General features: G+C 64.6%; 14 protein-coding genes. 7 read left to right on the top strand and 7 right to left on the bottom strand.

The window, feature by feature from the left end; genetic code table 11:
* Positions 1-26 precede the first annotated feature (26 nt).
* The 3 genes from dnaN to rpsT form a co-directional block, all read right to left on the bottom strand.
* A complete protein-coding gene (gene dnaN / locus CO675_RS06760; protein ID WP_097671243.1) occupies positions 27-1,145 on the bottom strand; it encodes a DNA polymerase III subunit beta in 1,119 nt (372 codons plus the stop codon).
* A 280-nt stretch (positions 1,146-1,425) separates the two neighbouring features.
* A complete protein-coding gene (dnaA, locus tag CO675_RS06755) occupies positions 1,426-2,856 on the bottom strand; it encodes a chromosomal replication initiator protein DnaA (protein WP_097671242.1) in 1,431 nt (476 codons plus the stop codon).
* A gap of 1,255 nt (positions 2,857-4,111) precedes the next feature.
* Positions 4,112-4,378: a 30S ribosomal protein S20 gene (gene rpsT / locus CO675_RS06750; protein WP_029079417.1), complete on the bottom strand. Its 267-nt coding sequence runs from the start codon at positions 4,376-4,378 to the stop codon at positions 4,112-4,114.
* 372 nt (positions 4,379-4,750) lie between these two features.
* On the opposite strand from rpsT, the gene CO675_RS06745 reads away from it, so the two are divergent.
* From CO675_RS06745 to CO675_RS06735, 3 genes are all read left to right on the top strand, one after another.
* On the top strand, positions 4,751-5,068 hold the full coding sequence (locus tag CO675_RS06745) for a hypothetical protein (protein ID WP_016842666.1): 318 nt from the start codon (positions 4,751-4,753) through the stop codon (positions 5,066-5,068).
* A gap of 142 nt (positions 5,069-5,210) precedes the next feature.
* Positions 5,211-5,867, top strand: coding sequence for a peptide-methionine (S)-S-oxide reductase MsrA (msrA, locus tag CO675_RS06740; RefSeq protein ID WP_097671241.1), 657 nt, complete (start codon positions 5,211-5,213; stop codon positions 5,865-5,867).
* 127 nt (positions 5,868-5,994) lie between these two features.
* On the top strand, positions 5,995-6,744 hold the full coding sequence (locus CO675_RS06735) for a polysaccharide biosynthesis/export family protein (protein WP_245452656.1): 750 nt from the start codon (positions 5,995-5,997) through the stop codon (positions 6,742-6,744).
* A 137-nt stretch (positions 6,745-6,881) separates the two neighbouring features.
* Here CO675_RS06735 and CO675_RS06730 read toward each other — a convergent pair whose 3' ends face one another.
* Genes CO675_RS06730 through CO675_RS06720 form a run of 3 tightly spaced genes read right to left on the bottom strand, consistent with a single transcriptional unit; the run spans position 6,882 to position 8,733 of the window.
* A complete protein-coding gene (locus CO675_RS06730; RefSeq protein ID WP_097671239.1) occupies positions 6,882-7,556 on the bottom strand; it encodes a dienelactone hydrolase family protein in 675 nt (224 codons plus the stop codon).
* 50 nt (positions 7,557-7,606) lie between these two features.
* Positions 7,607-7,948, bottom strand: coding sequence for a hypothetical protein (locus CO675_RS06725; protein ID WP_097671238.1), 342 nt, complete (start codon positions 7,946-7,948; stop codon positions 7,607-7,609).
* Entirely contained in the window at positions 7,945-8,733 is a 789-nt protein-coding gene (locus CO675_RS06720) for an alpha/beta fold hydrolase (RefSeq protein WP_097671237.1), read from the bottom strand. Before CO675_RS06720 ends, CO675_RS06725 begins: the two co-directional genes overlap by 4 nt.
* A 287-nt stretch (positions 8,734-9,020) precedes the next feature.
* Between CO675_RS06720 and CO675_RS06715 the strand changes: the two genes are divergently transcribed.
* The 4 genes from CO675_RS06715 to CO675_RS06700 all read left to right on the top strand — a co-directional run bounded on the left by CO675_RS06715 (position 9,021) and on the right by CO675_RS06700 (position 14,621).
* Positions 9,021-9,512 carry a (2Fe-2S)-binding protein gene (locus CO675_RS06715; protein ID WP_050405446.1) on the top strand — a complete coding sequence of 164 codons (492 nt, stop codon included), beginning with the start codon at positions 9,021-9,023 and terminating at the stop codon, positions 9,510-9,512.
* The gene (locus CO675_RS06710; RefSeq protein WP_097671236.1) at positions 9,509-11,794 is read left to right on the top strand and encodes a xanthine dehydrogenase family protein molybdopterin-binding subunit; all 2,286 of its coding nucleotides are present in this window, start codon (positions 9,509-9,511) and stop codon (positions 11,792-11,794) included. Before CO675_RS06715 ends, CO675_RS06710 begins: the two co-directional genes overlap by 4 nt.
* Before the next feature lie 295 nt (positions 11,795-12,089).
* Positions 12,090-13,187, top strand: a complete 1,098-nt coding sequence (locus tag CO675_RS06705; protein ID WP_097671235.1) for an HD-GYP domain-containing protein — start codon at positions 12,090-12,092, stop codon at positions 13,185-13,187.
* Positions 13,188-13,331: 144 nt separating this feature from the next.
* Positions 13,332-14,621 carry a cytochrome P450 gene (locus CO675_RS06700; protein WP_097671234.1) on the top strand — a complete coding sequence of 430 codons (1,290 nt, stop codon included), beginning with the start codon at positions 13,332-13,334 and terminating at the stop codon, positions 14,619-14,621.
* A gap of 106 nt (positions 14,622-14,727) precedes the next feature.
* Here the strand turns inward: CO675_RS06700 and CO675_RS06695 are convergent, their stop codons facing one another.
* A complete protein-coding gene (locus CO675_RS06695) occupies positions 14,728-16,308 on the bottom strand; it encodes an AMP-binding protein (protein WP_097671423.1) in 1,581 nt (526 codons plus the stop codon).
* Between the last annotated feature and the right edge of the window lie 149 nt (positions 16,309-16,457).

Genomic DNA, 16,457 nt, shown 5'->3' with positions numbered 1-16,457 from the left:
TGCTGATGTGCGCCAAGAGAAGTGCGTCACACCCGCATCGGCATCAGCACGTAGAGCGCGCCCTTGCTGTCACGGTCCTGCACCAGGGTCGGCGAGCCGGGATCGGCGAGCTTCAGCACTGCGACCTCACCCTCGATCTGGGCGGCGATGTCGAGCAGATAGCGCGAGTTGAAGCCGATATCGAGCGCGTCGGAGGCGTACTCGACCTCGAGCTCTTCGGTGGCGCTGCCGGAATCCGGGTTGGTGACCGAGAGGACGAGCTTGCCGGCGGACAGAGCCAGCTTCACCGCGCGGCCGCGTTCGCTGGAGATGGTCGAGACGCGATCGACGGCGGCCTCGAAATCCTTCTTGTCGACCACCAGTTCCTTGTCGTTGTTCTGCGGAATGACGCGGCCATAGTCCGGGAAGGTACCGTCGATCAGCTTCGAGGTCAGCACCACATTGCCGAGCGTGAAACGGATCTTGCCGTCCGACAGCTCGATCGAGATCTCGGCGTCGTCGCCCTCGATCAGCCGCTGCACCTCGCCGACGGTCTTGCGCGGGACGATCACGCCGGGCATGCCGGTCGCGCCCTTGGGCAGCGCGAGGTCGATCTGCGCCAGACGATGGCCGTCGGTCGCAACCCCGCGCAGGGTCGCAGCCTTGGCGCTGCCGGCGGCGTGCAGATAGATGCCGTTGAGGTAATAGCGGGTCTCTTCGGTCGAGATCGCAAACTGGGTGCGGTCGATCAGGCGCTTGATGTCGGAGGCCGGCAGGGAGAACGAATGCGTCATGTCGCCGGCGGCAAGGCCCGGGAAATCGCTCTCGGGCAGCGTCTGCAGCGTGAAGCGCGAGCGGCCGGCGCGCACCGCGAGCACCGAGCGGTCGCCGTCGGCCTCCAGCACGATCTGCGAGCCGTCGGGCAGCTTGCGGACGATGTCATAGAACATGTGCGCGGGCACCGTGGTCGAGCCGGCGGTTCCGGTCTCGGCCGGCAGCGTCTCCGTCACCTCGAGATCGAGGTCGGTCGCCTTCAGCGACAATTTGGCGCCCTCGGCGCGGATCAGCACGTTGCCGAGGATCGGGATGGTGTTGCGACGCTCGACTACGCGGTGAACGTGGCCCAGCGATTTCAGGAGTTGCGCGCGCTCGACGGTGACCTTCATTGCAATACCCGCCAGATCCCTCAGATGGAAAAGCCGGGCGGCCGTTCAGGGCAGCACCGCGGCGTTGGAAACCCGATAAGCCGGATCAATACCGGATTTGATCAAACCCACGGGGGGACCGCAAGGTGGCGCGGATGGGCGGCCGGTGCAAGGGATACGGGCGCGAAACGGGCCCCGTTCCCCACGTTTTGGGCCGGAAAAAAGTTTGGCCCTCCCCTCTTGATAAAGGGGAGGGCCATGGAACGATCCGGCCGGATGAGGCGGCCTTATTCCTGCAGTCTTATTCCTGCAATTGCCGCTTCAGCGATTCGACTTCCTCGGACAGCGTCGTGTCCTTGGCGACCAGTGCCTCAATCTTGCGCACCGCGTGCAACACCGTGGTGTGGTCGCGGCCGCCGAAGCGCCGGCCGATCTCCGGCAGCGAGCGCAGGGTCAGCGTCTTGGCCAGATACATCGCAACCTGGCGCGGGCGCACCACGTTGGCGGTGCGGCGGGACGACAGGAGGTCGGAGCGGCTGACGTTGTACTGCCGGGCGACGACGCGCTGGATGTCCTCGATCTTGATTCGCTTCGGCTCCTGCGGGCGGATCAGGTCGCGCACCTCGCGCTCGGCCATCTCCAGCGTCACCGGCTGGTTGTTGAGCTTGGAGTGCGCCAAGAGGCGGTTGATCGCGCCTTCGAGGTCGCGGCCGTTATGGGTGATGGTGCGCGCCAGATAGTCCAGCACTTCCTCCGGCACATCGAAGGTCGCATGGTGGGCGCGGGCCGCGGCGACGCGCGACTTCAGGATGCCGAGCCGCAGCTCCTCGCCGAGCGAACCCATCTCGACCACCAGGCCACCGGCGAGCCGCGAGCGCACGCGGTCGTCGAGGCTTTCGAGGTCGGACGGCGGACGGTCGGCCGCGATCACGACCTGACGGCCGGCGTCGATCAGCGCGTTCAGCGTGTGGCAGAACTCGGCCTGCGTCGACTTGCCCTGCAGGAACTGCAGGTCGTCGATGACCAGCACGTCGATGCCGCGCAGCGCCTCCTTGAACGCCAGCGCCGTCTGCGTCTTCAGCGCCGCGACGAAGCCGTACATGAATTTCTCGGCGGTGAGATACAGCACCTTGCGCTCGCCGCCGGAATTGCCGGCCCAGGTCACGGCCTGCAGCAGATGCGTCTTGCCGAGGCCGACGCCGGCGTGGATGTAGAGCGGGTTGAACATCACGGGATCGCCGCGGCGACCTTCCGCGACCTGGCGCGCAGCCGCATGGGCCAGCGTGTTGGAACGGCCGACGACGAAGCTTGCAAAGGTCAGGCGCGGATCGAGCGGCGAGCCGCCGAGCGCGTCATGGCTGGCGGACACCGGCGCGGTCGCGAACGAGCGCAGTTCGGGCGCGGGACGGCCGTCATGGCGCTCGACACGGCGTACTTCGGCGGGCGCAGCCGCTTCCTTCACCGGGGCCGTCGCGCGGATCGCCGAGCGCACGGTGAGGTCGATGCGATGCACTTCGGGCATCTCGGCCTGCCAGCAGGTGAGCACGCGTTCGGCGTAATGCGCCTGGATCCAGCTCTTGAGGAACCGGGTCGGAACCGACAGGTGCACGCTCTCGTCGTGCACGCTCTCCAGATCCATCCGCGCAAACCAGCTCGTGTAGACGTCCTCGCCAACACTCGTCCGCAAACGTCCCTTCACCCGCGACCAGCGATCCTGTTCCGTGTTCGTCATTGCCTTCGTACTTTTCCAAAACTGAGAGAGATGATGAATGCGAAAGCGCCGCGCAGGATTGCTGCCACGACGCGACCTCTAGCGGGCGCGGTCTGCTCCGGACAAAGCTCTCCCGTGTGGCGGCCATGCGCCATGCGACAGGTCAGCTGTTTGGAGAAGATGCGTCCCGCGAGGTCAGCGCGTACTCGACGGTCTCTGCGGGTGAGAGCCAGCGTCCGAGGGGGTGATTACGGCACCACAGGAAGTCTGCACTTGGGCTGTCGTCGGTTCGACTGCAGTGATGATACCGTAAGGCATAAGTCCTCCCCCTCCCACCGCGACGTATCGCGGCAAGTTGTCAGCTTGCTGGTGTCTTCAAAATCGAACTGCTGCTACCGAACACCGAAATGCCCGGCGCTTCGCCGCCGCGTGTCGTCGTCAATCCGTTCGCTTGCGCCGCGTTCCCGCTGCCAGACTCCGACTGACGCCCTGGTCTCTCTTGTTCGATCCCCCAAATTGCCGGGGACATCGCCGGAGATATTTTGACACAGGTCGACCGTCCTCATATCGCTATGAGCCGTCAATCTAGCTTCGCTTGGAGAGCGTCGCTAACGCGCACACCGCCGCCGATTTGCACGTCCGCCCTTGGGTCTCAAACCGCGCTGATCTGGAGAGCCGTGGGCGTCGCGAACAAGAAATAAATACACCAAGCGTATTTTCTGACAATCCGTGGATTCGACGGGGATCGTGACTCTTCGCGACTGTTGCGGTGTTGCAAATGCAGAGTTGCGAAAGCAAGGTTTTGAATCAGCGTACAGATTCACGCGCGTCACAAACGACGGTGCAATACCAAAAATTTTTCATAGAAAATTTACATTTGGTCTCGCGCCGGTCATTTTTCCAATCGCTGCTCGGCGCTATGTGGATAAGTAACTCGCGAAGCGTCGTTTTTCTCGATTACTTTTGCAGGGTAACCCCGCTGAGTAATTTTCAACGCGAAAATGCTGCGCGCTATTCCATCTATCTAGCTTAGCGCAGAACAATCTGTGCGCGAGTGCGGCGCATTAAGCATGTTGAGCCGGTAGAACTACGGACGCGACGAAACATGACACGCAGTGCGTTGCGCGGCAACGCCTGCTCTTCTCGCGCTATGAAACTTCCACGACAAAATGCGAGACCAAAACAAAAAGCCCGGCGCGAGCCGGGCTTCGTGACAAATGTGTTCCTCCGTCAGCTCGCGCGGCGAGCGTTACGCGCTGAGCTTACTTTGTTGCGCTTACTTGGCGAGCTTGGCGATGCTCTGCGTAAGGCGCGACACCTTCCGGCTCGCGAGGTTCTTGTGAATGATGTTGCGCTGCGCTGCCTTCATCAGTTCGGGCTCGGCCTTGCTCATCGCCTTCAGTGCCGCCTCGCGGTCGCCGCTCTTGATCGCTTCCTCGACGGTGCGCACCGCGCCACGCATCTGCGTGCGACGCGATTTGTTGACGATGGTGCGGCGAGCAATCTTGCGGGTCGCCTTCTTGGCGGAGGTGGTGTTGGCCATGGTTCTCTAACTGTCCTTCGGCGGTGATCGCTCGGTGGTCGGGCTGGCGCGCACCGGCCGGTTCAAATCTCAACTCTGATGTATTTGTCCAAGGTGTTGTCTTGGGTGTCCTTGAGGCGGCCATACGAAGAGCGCAAAATGCTGCCCCCGCATGCGGCACTGTCCAAAGAACAGCGGCGGCAGGATTGCGCCCGCCGCCATCGGCCGGTCTTATAGATGGCGCAGGCTTAACCGTCAACGCTTTCGGGACCGAAAAAGGGCCCGAAATCGGCCTCGCGAGGGCCGGATAAGCCGCTGAAGAGGTTGAATTTCCGGGGGGCGCCCGGTAAGGCCTGTCGACGCGTGGGGCACGACTGGGAGTTAGGGTGACGCATGATCCGCGGCTTTTTCCGCCTGATCGGCCTTTTGCTGCTGGCCGGCAGTTTCATCTTCATGGTCTATGACGGAGCCCGCTACGTCGCCGACCAGAGCCTGCGGTTCACCCAGTTCGGCCAGTTCTGGAACGATATCCATCAGTCGAGCCAGCAGGCGTTCCACGCCTGGGTGGACCGCTTCGCGCCTTGGCTGTGGAACGACGTGATCCGCTTGCTTCTGGAGCAGCCGGTGTTCGCGGTGCTCGGCATTGCCGGCATCCTGCTGATGATCCTGTTCCGGCCGCGCAAGCCGCTGATCGGCTACGCACGCGACTGAACCGACCGCGATCCGCTTGAGCTTGTCTTGGCCGCAGCCGTTCAGTAACGGGGCTGCCATCATCCGCGTAAGGACATATATAGGTGACAGCCGGCCCGCAGGCCGCAGCCCGCGTCGGCCGATGTCCCGCCCGGAGGTATCCATGTTGTTCATGCGCAAGACCACCGCGTTGCCAAGCGCCGCCGAGGCGCTGCCAGGCCGCGCGACGCCGATCCCGACCGCGACGACGCATTTCGTCAATGGCAGCAAGTTGACGCCGCCCTATCCGCAAGGCCTCGAGCAGGCCGTGTTCGGGCTCGGCTGCTTCTGGGGCGCGGAGCGCAAGTTCTGGGAACTCGGCGACGGAATCTACACCACCGCGGTCGGCTATGCCGGCGGCCACACGCCGAACCCGACCTATGAAGAGGTGTGCTCGGGACGCACCGGCCACACCGAAGTCGTGCTGGTCGTGTTCGATCCGAAGAAGATCTCCTACGAGAAGCTGCTGAAGACGTTCTGGGAGAACCACAACCCGACACAGGGCATGCGCCAGGGCAACGACATCGGCACGCAGTATCGTTCCGCGATCTACACGTACAGCGACGCGCAGCGCAAAGCCGCCGATGCGTCGCAGGCGATGTATCAGAAGGCGCTCGCCGCCAAGGGCCTCGGCGCGATCACGACGGAGGTGGCGCCGGCCGGCGAATTCTACTTCGCCGAGGACTACCATCAGCAATACCTCGCCAAGAATCCGGCGGGCTATTGCGGGCTCGGCGGCACCGGCGTGTCCTGCCCGATCGGCGTCGGCGTCACTGCCTGATCGCCGTGTCGTGCTCTAAATCGAGGGGGAGGCGGGCTTTCCGGCTCCCCACTCGGTCCTCGAAAACCCTTTATTAACCATAAGTGGTGCAAGACTGGGCTTGTCTCGCCGTTGAGGGATAGGTCCGGTGCCGGTTGCACGCGCGTTACGATTGCCGATCACTGCCGTTGTGGCTGCGCTCGCGCTGTCTGGCTGCATGAGCACGTCCGGCCCTGTTGCCATCGGCCCGCAAGGTGTCGATGCCGTCACCTATGGCCCGGCCTACGGACCCGTCCCGGTTGCCGATGCAGGCGGCGGTGGTGCGATCAGCGCATTGCGTTCCGCCTTCGCCAGCACGTCTCCCGGTTATGGCTATGCCGCGCCGGGCGCCGCCCCGGTGGTTTATGCCGCCGCCCCGGGTGGGCCCGCCGGTTACGACAACTCCTATCATCTCGGTCCGGGCGACAAGCTCCGCGTCGTGGTCTACGGCCAGGAAGGCCTGACCAACTCCTACGCGATCGACGCTGCCGGCTCGATCACCATGCCGCTGATCGGCTCGGTGCCGGCACGCGGCCGCACGCCGGCCGGGCTCGCCGGCGAAATCTCGGCACGGCTGCGCAACGGCTTCATCCGCGATCCTTCGGTCGCCGTCGAGATCGAATCCTACCGGCCGTTCTTCATCCTCGGCGAGGTCCAGGCTCCTGGCCAATATCCCTACGTGCCGAACATGACCGTCGAAAGCGCGGTCGCGATCGCCGGCGGTTTCTCGCCGCGCGCCCGCCGCGACAGCGTGACGCTGACCCATACGGATGCGTCCGGCGCCGGCCGCTTCGTGGTGCCGCTGGGCACGCCGATGAGCCCGGGCGATACGGTGTTCGTCGGCGAGCGCTGGTTCTGACGAAGGACAACATCCCTCGTCATTCCGGGGCGGTGCGCAGCATCGAACCCGGAATCTCGAGGTTTCCAGGTGCGCAATAGCGCACCTGAGGCTCGCGCGTCGCGCGCGCCGGAATGATGATGGAGTAGGGGTGCGTCCTACTTCTTCAAATGCTTTCCAAAAAATTCCATGCTGCGCGGCCAGGCGATGTCGGCGCTTGCCTTGTCGTAGCTGGCGCGCTCATCGCAATGGAAGCCGTGCTGCGCGCCGGGATAGATGAAGACCTCAACCTCGGGCCGCTTCGACTTGATGGTCTCGACGTCGCTCAAGGGAATGCCGGCATCCTTCTCGCCGAAATGCAGCTGCGTCGGCACGGCCGGCTTGTCGTCGGCGAAGCGGATCACAGCGCCGCCGTAATAGCCGATCGCGGCCGAGAGCCCGGTCAGCTTGGTGGCGGCCGCATAGGCGATGCTGCCGCCGAGGCAGAAGCCGATGATGCCGACCGGCCCGACCGACTTCACCGCGTCGATCGCCGCCTGGCTGTCGCGCAGCATCGCGGCAAAGTCCGGATTGGCGACGAATTTGCGCGCTTCGGCCACCTCGTCGGGAGAATAGCCGCTCTGGAAGTTCGGTGTGATGCGGTCGAAGATCGATGGCGCAACCGCGACATAGCCTTCGTTCGCCAGGCGGTCGCAAACCGAGCGGATGTGGTGGTTGACGCCAAAGATCTCCTGGATCACCACGATCGCGCCCTTCGGCGCGCCCGCGGGATCGGCGCGATAGGCACCGAGTTCAAATCCGTCCGAAGCCTTGAGCTTGATGTCTTGTCCCATGGTCCATCCTTGTCACGTTGGGGGTTGCATGAAGCTTTCGATGATGAGGGTTAGCGCCACATCCAGTTCTCGCCCCAGTCGGCCTTCCAGCCGGTCAGCCGGTGTTTGCGGAACTGCAGATAGAGACGGTCATGGTGCGGAAACAGCCCGCTGCCGCCGAGATCGCGGAAGGTCAGGAAGATCTCGTTGCCGGGCCGCCCGCTGACATGGGTGAAGGGGGTGCCGAGCGCGCGCTGCGCGTCCGCGACATCCATGCCGAACACCAGCGGTGTGTTGTTCGACAGCGTCGCGGTGAAGGTCGGCGTGGCCGGGTCAGCGAACGGCCGCAGCTTCTGGGCGTTCGCTGCAGTCGCGGCCGCCATCAGCAACAAGGCGACGGCAATCGACTTCATGAGGCGGCCTTTCCCGGCGCGCCGGCCTCAAGGCTATCCAGGAACGGCAGCACGGCTTCGATGAAGGCCTGCGGCTGATCGATGTTGACGGCGTGGCCGGCGTTCGGAACCACCACCTTCTGCGCGCCAGGAATCTTCGCCGCCATGTAGTCGGACGCCGCCAGGAACGGCGTGTCGTCGGCCCCGACCACAACCAGCGACGGCACCTTGATCCCAGGCAATGACTCGATCACCCGCGCATCGCGTTGCGCCAGCATGCCGCGCGCGGCGAGCGCCAGGCCCTTGGCGTTGCGATGCGTGACCGACGCGCGCTCGGCACTCAGCGACTTCAGCACCTCGAGCCCTTCGCGATCGAACCGGTCGCCGGTGTCGCGGGCGCGTTTGTTCCAGACCTCGCGGGCGTCGTCTTTCTTGAATCCCGGACCGGTGTCGATGATCAAGAGCGCACGCACCCGCTCTGGATGAGCGCGGTGGAAGGCAAGCGACATGTAGCCGCCGAGCGACAGCCCGCCGACGATCGCCTTGTCGGCGCCGGCGGCGTCGAGCAGGGCGGCGATGTCGCCCACGGTCAGGGCTTCACTATAAGCATCCGGATTGTCGGGATAGTCGGACTGGCCGTGCCCGCGCATGTCCCACAGGATCAGTTTGTGCCGCTTCGACAGCGCCTCGATCTGGCCCTGCCACATCGCAGACGTCGACGAATAGCCGTGGGTGAGGATCAGGGGTGGGCCGCTGCCATGAATCTCGTAATAGATATCGACACCGCTGCGGTTGAGCTTGGCCATTGACGGGCTCCTTCTGTTGTCGATCTCGGGTCCGGCAGCGCTACCGACCTTGGTAGGAGCCATCGATACGGCATCAATACTGGCATTTCAAAAGCTTCATGCCGTTGCCGCATCGCACAACAGGCAGTTTCCGAAATTTATTCCTTTCGAGCAATTCCAAATTGGATTGCCTCCAGCCGGGAACCGGATCATTGTTTCGGCAACTGTCGCTTACCCGGTGGGCGCCAGCCATGACCCAACAGTGAGTTGCCGCCGTAAGCGGCTTCCGACACCGGAAGGGGAGAGAGATGCCAAATCTCAATATCAACGGACGGAATATGTCCGTCGAGGCGGCCAGTGACACGCCGCTGCTTTGGGTCATCCGCGAGCAATTGCAGATGACGGGCACCAAATTCGGTTGCGGCGCCGGTCTCTGTGGCGCCTGCACGGTTCACCTCAACGGCGAAGCGGTGCGGTCCTGCCAGACCTCGCTCGCCGACGCCGTCGGCAAGAAGATCACCACCATCGAAGGCCTCTCCGCCAAGGGCGAACATCCCTTGCAGAAGGCCTGGGTCGCCGAGCAGGTGCCGCAATGCGGCTACTGCCAGTCCGGCCAGATCATGCAGGCGGCAGCGCTGCTGTCGAAGAACACCAACCCGACGAAGGAAGAAGTGGTCGCGCATATGGACGGTAATCTCTGCCGTTGCATGACCTATTCACGAATCCAGAAGGCGATCATGCGCGCTGCGTCCGACATGCGCACCGCATCGGCCACCGGATCCGAGCGGAGGGCCACATGAACAAGCACGTGAAAAACCTCGCTCCTGAGACGACCGATCTCAGCCGCCGTTCCTTCCTGGTCGGCACCGCTGCAACCGGCCTCGTGCTCGGTTACGCCGGGTCCGGCATCGATGGCGCGCTGGCGGCGCCCGCACCCGCCAACTTCGAGCCCAGCGTCTGGTACTCGATCGCGCCCGATGGTCTCGTCACCGTGACCTGCGGCAAGGCCGATATGGGCCAGCACGTCGCCTCGACGATGGCGCAGATCGTGGCCGAAGAGCTCGGCGCGAACTGGAAGGACATGCGGGTCCAGCTCGCCTCCAACGATCCGAAGTTCAACGATCCCGTGCTGGGCGCGCAGATCACCGGCGGCAGCTGGTCGACGATGATGAACTTCGACGCCATGAGCCGCGCCGGCGCCGCCGGCCGCATCGCATTGACCGAGGCGGCGGCGGCCTCGATGGGCGTCCCGGCCGGCGAGCTGGTGGTGCGCGCGTCGACGATCAGCCATCCGAAGTCGAAGAAGTCGATGTCGTTCGCCGAGGTGGTGAAGAGCGGCAAGGCGACCAAGACCTTCACGGCGGATGATCTGAAGGCCATCAAGCTGAAGTCGGCCGACCAGTACACCATGATCGGCGTCTCGGTGCCGCAGCTCGACATTCCGTTGAAGGTCAACGGCACCGCCAAGTACGGCATCGACGTGATGCTGCCGGGCATGGTCTACGGCGCGCTGGTCACCCCGCCGGTCCGCTACGGCGCCACCGTGAAGTCGGTGGATGATGGCGCGGCCAAGAAGGTGCCGGGCTTCATCAAGGCCGTCACCCTCGACGACAAGACCACAACCACGACCGGTTGGGTCGTCGCGGTCGCCAACACCTACGCCAACGCCAAGAAAGCGGCGGCGGCGCTGAAGATCGACTACGATGGCGGTCCGAACGCCAAACTGTCGAGCGAATCGTTGTTCGCCGAGGCCAAGCGGCTTCAGGGACTCAGCGATTCCGGCGAGTTCTTCGTCAAGGACGGCGATCCGAACGCAGCCTTCGGCACGGCGGCCAAGGTGCTCGAGGCGGAATACACCACCAACATCAACATCCACGCGCCGATGGAGCCGATGAACGCCACCGCGGAGTTCAAGGGCGACATCCTGCACATCTATTCCGGCAACCAGTTCGCGACGCGCTCCGGTGCGATCGCCGCCGGCGCCGCCGGGATCGATCCGAAGTTCGTGGTGATGCATCAGATGTGGCTGGGCGGCGGCTTCGGCCGGCGTCTCGACGCCGACATGATGGTGCCCGCGGTGCAGGCGGCCAAGGCCGTCGGCAAGCCGGTCAAGGTCATCTACACGCGCGAAAACGACATGACGATGGATTTCTCGCGTCCGCTGACCTACCAGAAAGTGAAGGCCGGCGTGGACGGCGACGGCAAGCTCGTCGCATTGAGCCACGACGTCGTCTCGGCCTGGCCGACCCAGCGTTGGGGCATCCCCGACTTCCTGTCGCCATCGGTCGACAAGAAGGGGCCGCTCGATGCGTTCACGGTGAACGGTTCGGACTTCTTCTACACCGTCCCCAACCACTATGTGCGGGCGATCAAGAACGAGATGGCGCACAACGCCACCCCGTCGGGTCAGCTCCGTTCGGTGGCGCCGGGCTGGACGTTCTGGGCGGTCGAAAGCATGGTCGACGAGATCGCGCATGCGACCGGCAAGGATCCGGCCCAGCTTCGCGTCGAGCTGCTCGACGGCAAGGGCAAGAACGACGGTGGTGCGCAGCGTCTCCGTAACACCTTGCTCGCGGCGATGGGTCTCGCCGGCTACGGCACCAAGAAGCTGCCCAAGGGCGAAGGCATGGGCGTTGCCTGTGTGTCGTCGCAGGAGCGCGCCACGGCGAGCTGGACCGCCTGCGTCGCCCACGTCGCCGTCGCCCCCTCGGGCGAGGTGACGGTGAAGAAGCTGACGGTTGCGACCGACGTTGGTACGCAAGTGAATCCCGACGGCATCCGGGCCCAGGTCGAGGGCGCGGCGCTGTGGGGCATGTCACTGGCGCTGTTCGAGAAGGCGACGTTGAAGGACGGCGGCATCGAGCAGACCAATTTCGACAGCTACACGCCGCTTCGGATGAGCCAGCTGCCGGAAGTCGCGGTCAACGTCATCGCCAATGGCGAGAAGGCGACCGGTGTCGGCGAGCCCGCAGTGACGGTGGTGGCGCCGGCGATCGGCAACGCCGTCTTCAACGCGGTCGGTGCCCGCGTCCGCGGCCTGCCGATCACCGCGGAGGCCGTCAAGGCTGCGATGAAGGCGTAACGGCCTGAACCAATGAAGGCGCCGGAGAGCACAGCGCTCTCCGGCGTTTTTCTTTGCTCTGGGCACCGGCCGGGTGGGGACGGCGTCGGCGTCTTTGACACCGCAAAAATTCACGATTCGCCGGCGCTGCGGCCACCCGCCATCATTTTCTGGCGGCCTGATTCTGCTGGCGGATTCCGCGGTTCCTCAAATTGTATCCATTGCGCTCAACCGCCGTTCAGCATCCCCATTAAGCCGGAGGGAACGCATCGTCGGGTAGCGTCCACCCGTCGGTCGTTACCGCGACGGGGATGTCATGACTGCCTTAGCCAATAACCAGACTTCGAAGCGCCGCCTCCTGCTGGCGTCAGATCGAAGCGATCAGAGCAACGAACTCGCCAGCATCCTGCGCTCGGTGGGCGAGGTCGATACCGTTCCGACGTCGGACATTCCCGAGCAGCCGGCCCGCGATCTCTCCGGCATCGTGGTCGACATCAACCTGCGCTCGCCCGAAGCCGTGCAGATGGTCCGTGCCAAGCTGCAGGCCGACGCCTATCGCGAGATGCCGCGGCTGTTCGTGCTGGCGGATGCGCTGCATCACGCCTCGATGCAGGCCTGGGCGCTCGGCGCCACCGACACGATCTCGCGGCCGTTCGACGCGCGCGGCATCCTGCAGCGCATTCGCGCCGCGTTTCCCGACAACAGCGGCTACGACGAGACCGATCGCGGCAAGGCGCTCAACCGCGGCGTCGAAGCCGCGCACGGCGTGATGGTCAAGATGTTCGAGCGGATGCGCGCCGGCGAGCCGCTGAAGTTCGAGGACATCGTTGCCGCCGAAAACAAGATCCTGAAGGCGATCAAGCACAACTCGCTGCGTGAATGGCTGACCACGGTCGGCTGCCATCACCAGGAGACCTATCGCCATTGCCTGTTCGTGACCGGCTTTGCGGTCGCGTTCGCGCAGCATCTCGGCATGCGCGACGACGATCAGCGCCGGCTGGCCCGTGCCGCGCTGCTGCACGATGTCGGCAAGGCCTTCGTTCCGGTCGCGCTGCTCGACAAGCCGGGCGCATTCACGGTCGAGGAAATGGCCGAGATGCGCGAGCATCCGCGCCGCGGCTACGAGGCGTTGTCGGCGCAGGGCGGCTTCCCGCCGGAGATGCTCGACGTGATCCTGCATCACCACGAATTCCTCGACGGCACCGGATATCCGAACGGCCTCAGCGGCAACCAGATCAGCGACATCGTCCGCGTCACCACGATCGTCGATGTCTACGCCGCTCTGGTCGAGAAGCGCGCCTACCGGCTGCAATTCACCCATGCCAAGGCGTTCTCCATGATGGAGGAGATGGGCGGCAAGCTCGACCAGCAATTGCTGCAGGCGTTCCGCCCGGTGGCGTTCGGGCATTATTGAGCCCGCCGTCATTGCTCCGCCATGCCGCGCAATAGCGCGTGCGGCGCCGCGTTTAGCCAATCAACGCAAGTCGCCCTCCTTACCTCCGCCTAGATTTCGGCGATCATCGGCGCGCGACCGGTGCTTGGGCAGGTGAGGACGATCATGGACACGGCAACGACCGGGGATTTTGATATCCCCGCCAATATCGCTGAAACCCTCGTCGATCCCGTCGCCTATGCCGACGACCGCATCCACGACAGCTATCGCTGGCTGCGCGCCAACAACCCGCTCGGCATCGCGCGCCCCGAGAAGTTCGACCCGTTCTGGGTGGTGACCAAGCACGCCCATATCCAGGCGATCAGCCGCCAGAACGATTTGTTCCACAATGCCGACCGGCCGACCACGCTGACGACGCAAGCGCTGGAGGAGCGGGTGCGCAAGATCACCGGCGGGCCCAATCTGGTGCGCTCGCTTGTGCAGATGGATGCGCCCGACCATCCGAAGTACCGCGCGCTGACGCAGGGCTGGTTCATGCCGGCCAATCTCGGCAAGTTCGAGGCCCGCGTCCGCGAGATCGCGCGCGCCACGGTGCAGCGCATGCTCGACCGCGGCGGCGCCTGCGATTTCGTCGAGGACGTCGCGCTCGGCTACCCGCTGCACGTCATCATGGAGATCCTCGGCGTGCCCGAAGCGGATGAGCCGCGCATGCTGAAGCTGACGCAGGAGCTGTTCGGCCCGCAGGATCCCGACACCGCCCGGGTCCGCGAGGCGCTGAGCGCGGAACAGGTCTCGGCGATGTTGCAGTCGATCGTCGCCGACTTCTCCGCCTATTTCCGCAAGATCACCGAGGAACGTCGCCAGAACCCGCGCGACGATCTCGCCACCGTCATTGCCAACGCGAAGATCGGCGGCGACTACATGCCCGAGCACGATCAGACCAGCTATTACATGATCGTCGCGACCGCGGGCCACGACACCACCTCATCCTCGACCGCGGGTGCGATCTGGGCGCTGGCGAGGGACCCGGCGGAATTCGCCAAGGTGAAGGCCAACCCGGAATTGATCCCGGGCCTGGTCGACGAGGCGATCCGTTGGATGACGCCGGTCAAGCATTTCATGCGCTCGGCCACCGCGGATACCGAGCTCGGCGGCCGCAAGATCGCCAAGGGCGACTGGCTGATGCTGTGCTACGCCTCGGGCAATCGCGACGAGGACGTGTTCGAGGATCCCGATCGCTTCCGCAGCGACCGCAAGCCCAATCGCCACGTCGCGTTCGGCTATGGCGCGCATCTCTGCCTCGGCCAGTATCTGGCCAAGCTCGAGATGCGCATCCTGTTCGAGGAGCTGCTGCCGCACCTCAAATCGCTGTCGCTCGACGGCGAGGTGAAGATGACGCAGGCCTATTTTGTCAACGGCCCGAAGAAGCTGCCGATCCGGTTCGAGGTGAATTGACCGTCATTGCGAGGAGCGAAGCGACGAAGCAATCCATGCTTCAGCGTACGCGGGCCGGTGGATTGCTTCGCTTCGCTCGCAATGACGGCGAGGCACAGTGCCGTTCCTACTCCAGCATCTTCCGCAATTCCGCCTTCGCAACCTTCTCCAGCGTCGAGCGCGGCATCTCGTCGACGAAGCGGATCTCGCGCGGCACCTTGAAGTCGGCGAGCGCGGAGCGGCAGGCGGTCATGACCTTGTCGTGCAGGTCGGCGGGCAGCGCCGCGACGCCGGTTTGCGGGATGATGAAGACGACCGGCACCTCGTCCAGCATCGGGTGCTTCTTCGCCACCACGGCGGCCTCGCGCACGCCCGGCACCACCGCGATCACCTGCTCGATCTCGGAGGCCGCGACGTTCTCGCCACCGACCTTGAGCATGTCCTTGGAGCGATCGCCGAACCTGAGATAGCCGCGCTCCAGCATCGTGACGCGGTCGCCGGTGATGAAATAGCCGTGCTCGTCAAAGCTCTCGCGCGTCGCCTTCTCGTTATGCAGATATTCGGCGAACAGCGACAGGCCGGGGATGCCCTTGATCAGGAGATTGCCGGTCTCGCCGACGCCGGTTGGCGCACCGTCATCGTTGGTGATGCGGATTTCGTATTCCGGCGCAGCGCGGCCGATCGACATCGGCGGGTTCGGCTGGTCGACCTCGCCGATGATGCCGTGGGTGATGGTTTCGGTCATGCCCCACCAGCCGATGATCTTGATGCCGAACACGGCGAATGCCGGCGGCTCGTTCACGGCCGTACCCCAGAGGCGGAACTTGTGGTTCTTCGGAACCTCGTGCTCCAGCAGCGCCTTCATGCAGAACGGGATCGTCGAGGTCCAGGTCGAGCCGTGCTCGATCGCCACCCGCCAGAACCGGCTCGCCGAGAAGCGCGGCTGGATCAGGCAGGTCGCGCCGACCCACAGGCTCGCCAGCATCGAATAGGCCAGCGCGTTGGTGTGGAACAGCGGCAGGTAGGTCTGGTGCACGTCGCTCGCGTGCAGGTCCTGATGGGCGGCGTTGATCTTGGCGCCCCACAGCGCGTTGGCATGCGTCCATAACACCGCCTTCGGCCGCGATGTGGTCCCTGAGGTATATTGCACGCTGCAGGGAGCGAGCGGATCGATCGGGCGCTTCGGCCGGTCGGCGCTGTCGGCGAACAATGCGTCAAAACTGTCGCCGCGCGCGGCCGGCTGTGCCGGCGCCTGCCCCGCATCATGCGAGGTCACTGCGATCCAGCGCAGGCCCTTGCAGTTGGCAGATATCAGCTCGGCATAGGCCGGCTGGGTGATCGCGGCGACCGCGCCGCAATGACCGGCAAAATATTCGATCTCGGCCGCGGCCGAGCGGGTATTCGTGGTGACGGCAATGGCGCCAAGCTCGACACAGGCGAACCACGCCATGATCGCCTCGACGCAGTTGTCGAGATGGATCAGGACATAGTCGCCCTGCTTGATGCCGCGCCTGGCGAGGCCCGCCGCGAGCGCGCCGACGCGCTCATGGAATTCGCCGTAGCTCCAGCGCCGTGCCGGCGCATCGAACGGCGCCCAGATCAGGAATGGATGATCGCGGCGCACCTCGGCGCGCATCCTGAGCAGCCACGGCACGTCGAGCCCCGCAAACGGTCCGACGATGCCCGGCACTGGCTGTGAAGTCGTCATGTGTCCTCCCGCGCAGCCTTGCCGGCCGCCATTGATCTTGGTTGAGATCAGTTCTGCCATCGGTGTGCGCCGAGAGCAAATCGGGATTCGCAAAGTGATCTTGCGCTGAAGCAATTCGTTCCGCCGCACGGAACGGGTGGATCTGTTCG

It is taken from the genome of Bradyrhizobium sp. C9, assembly GCF_002532045.1.
GTDB lineage: Bacteria > Pseudomonadota > Alphaproteobacteria > Rhizobiales > Xanthobacteraceae > Bradyrhizobium.
Note: the sequence above shows the minus strand (reverse complement) of the source record. Positions and strands in the feature narration are given on the sequence as shown.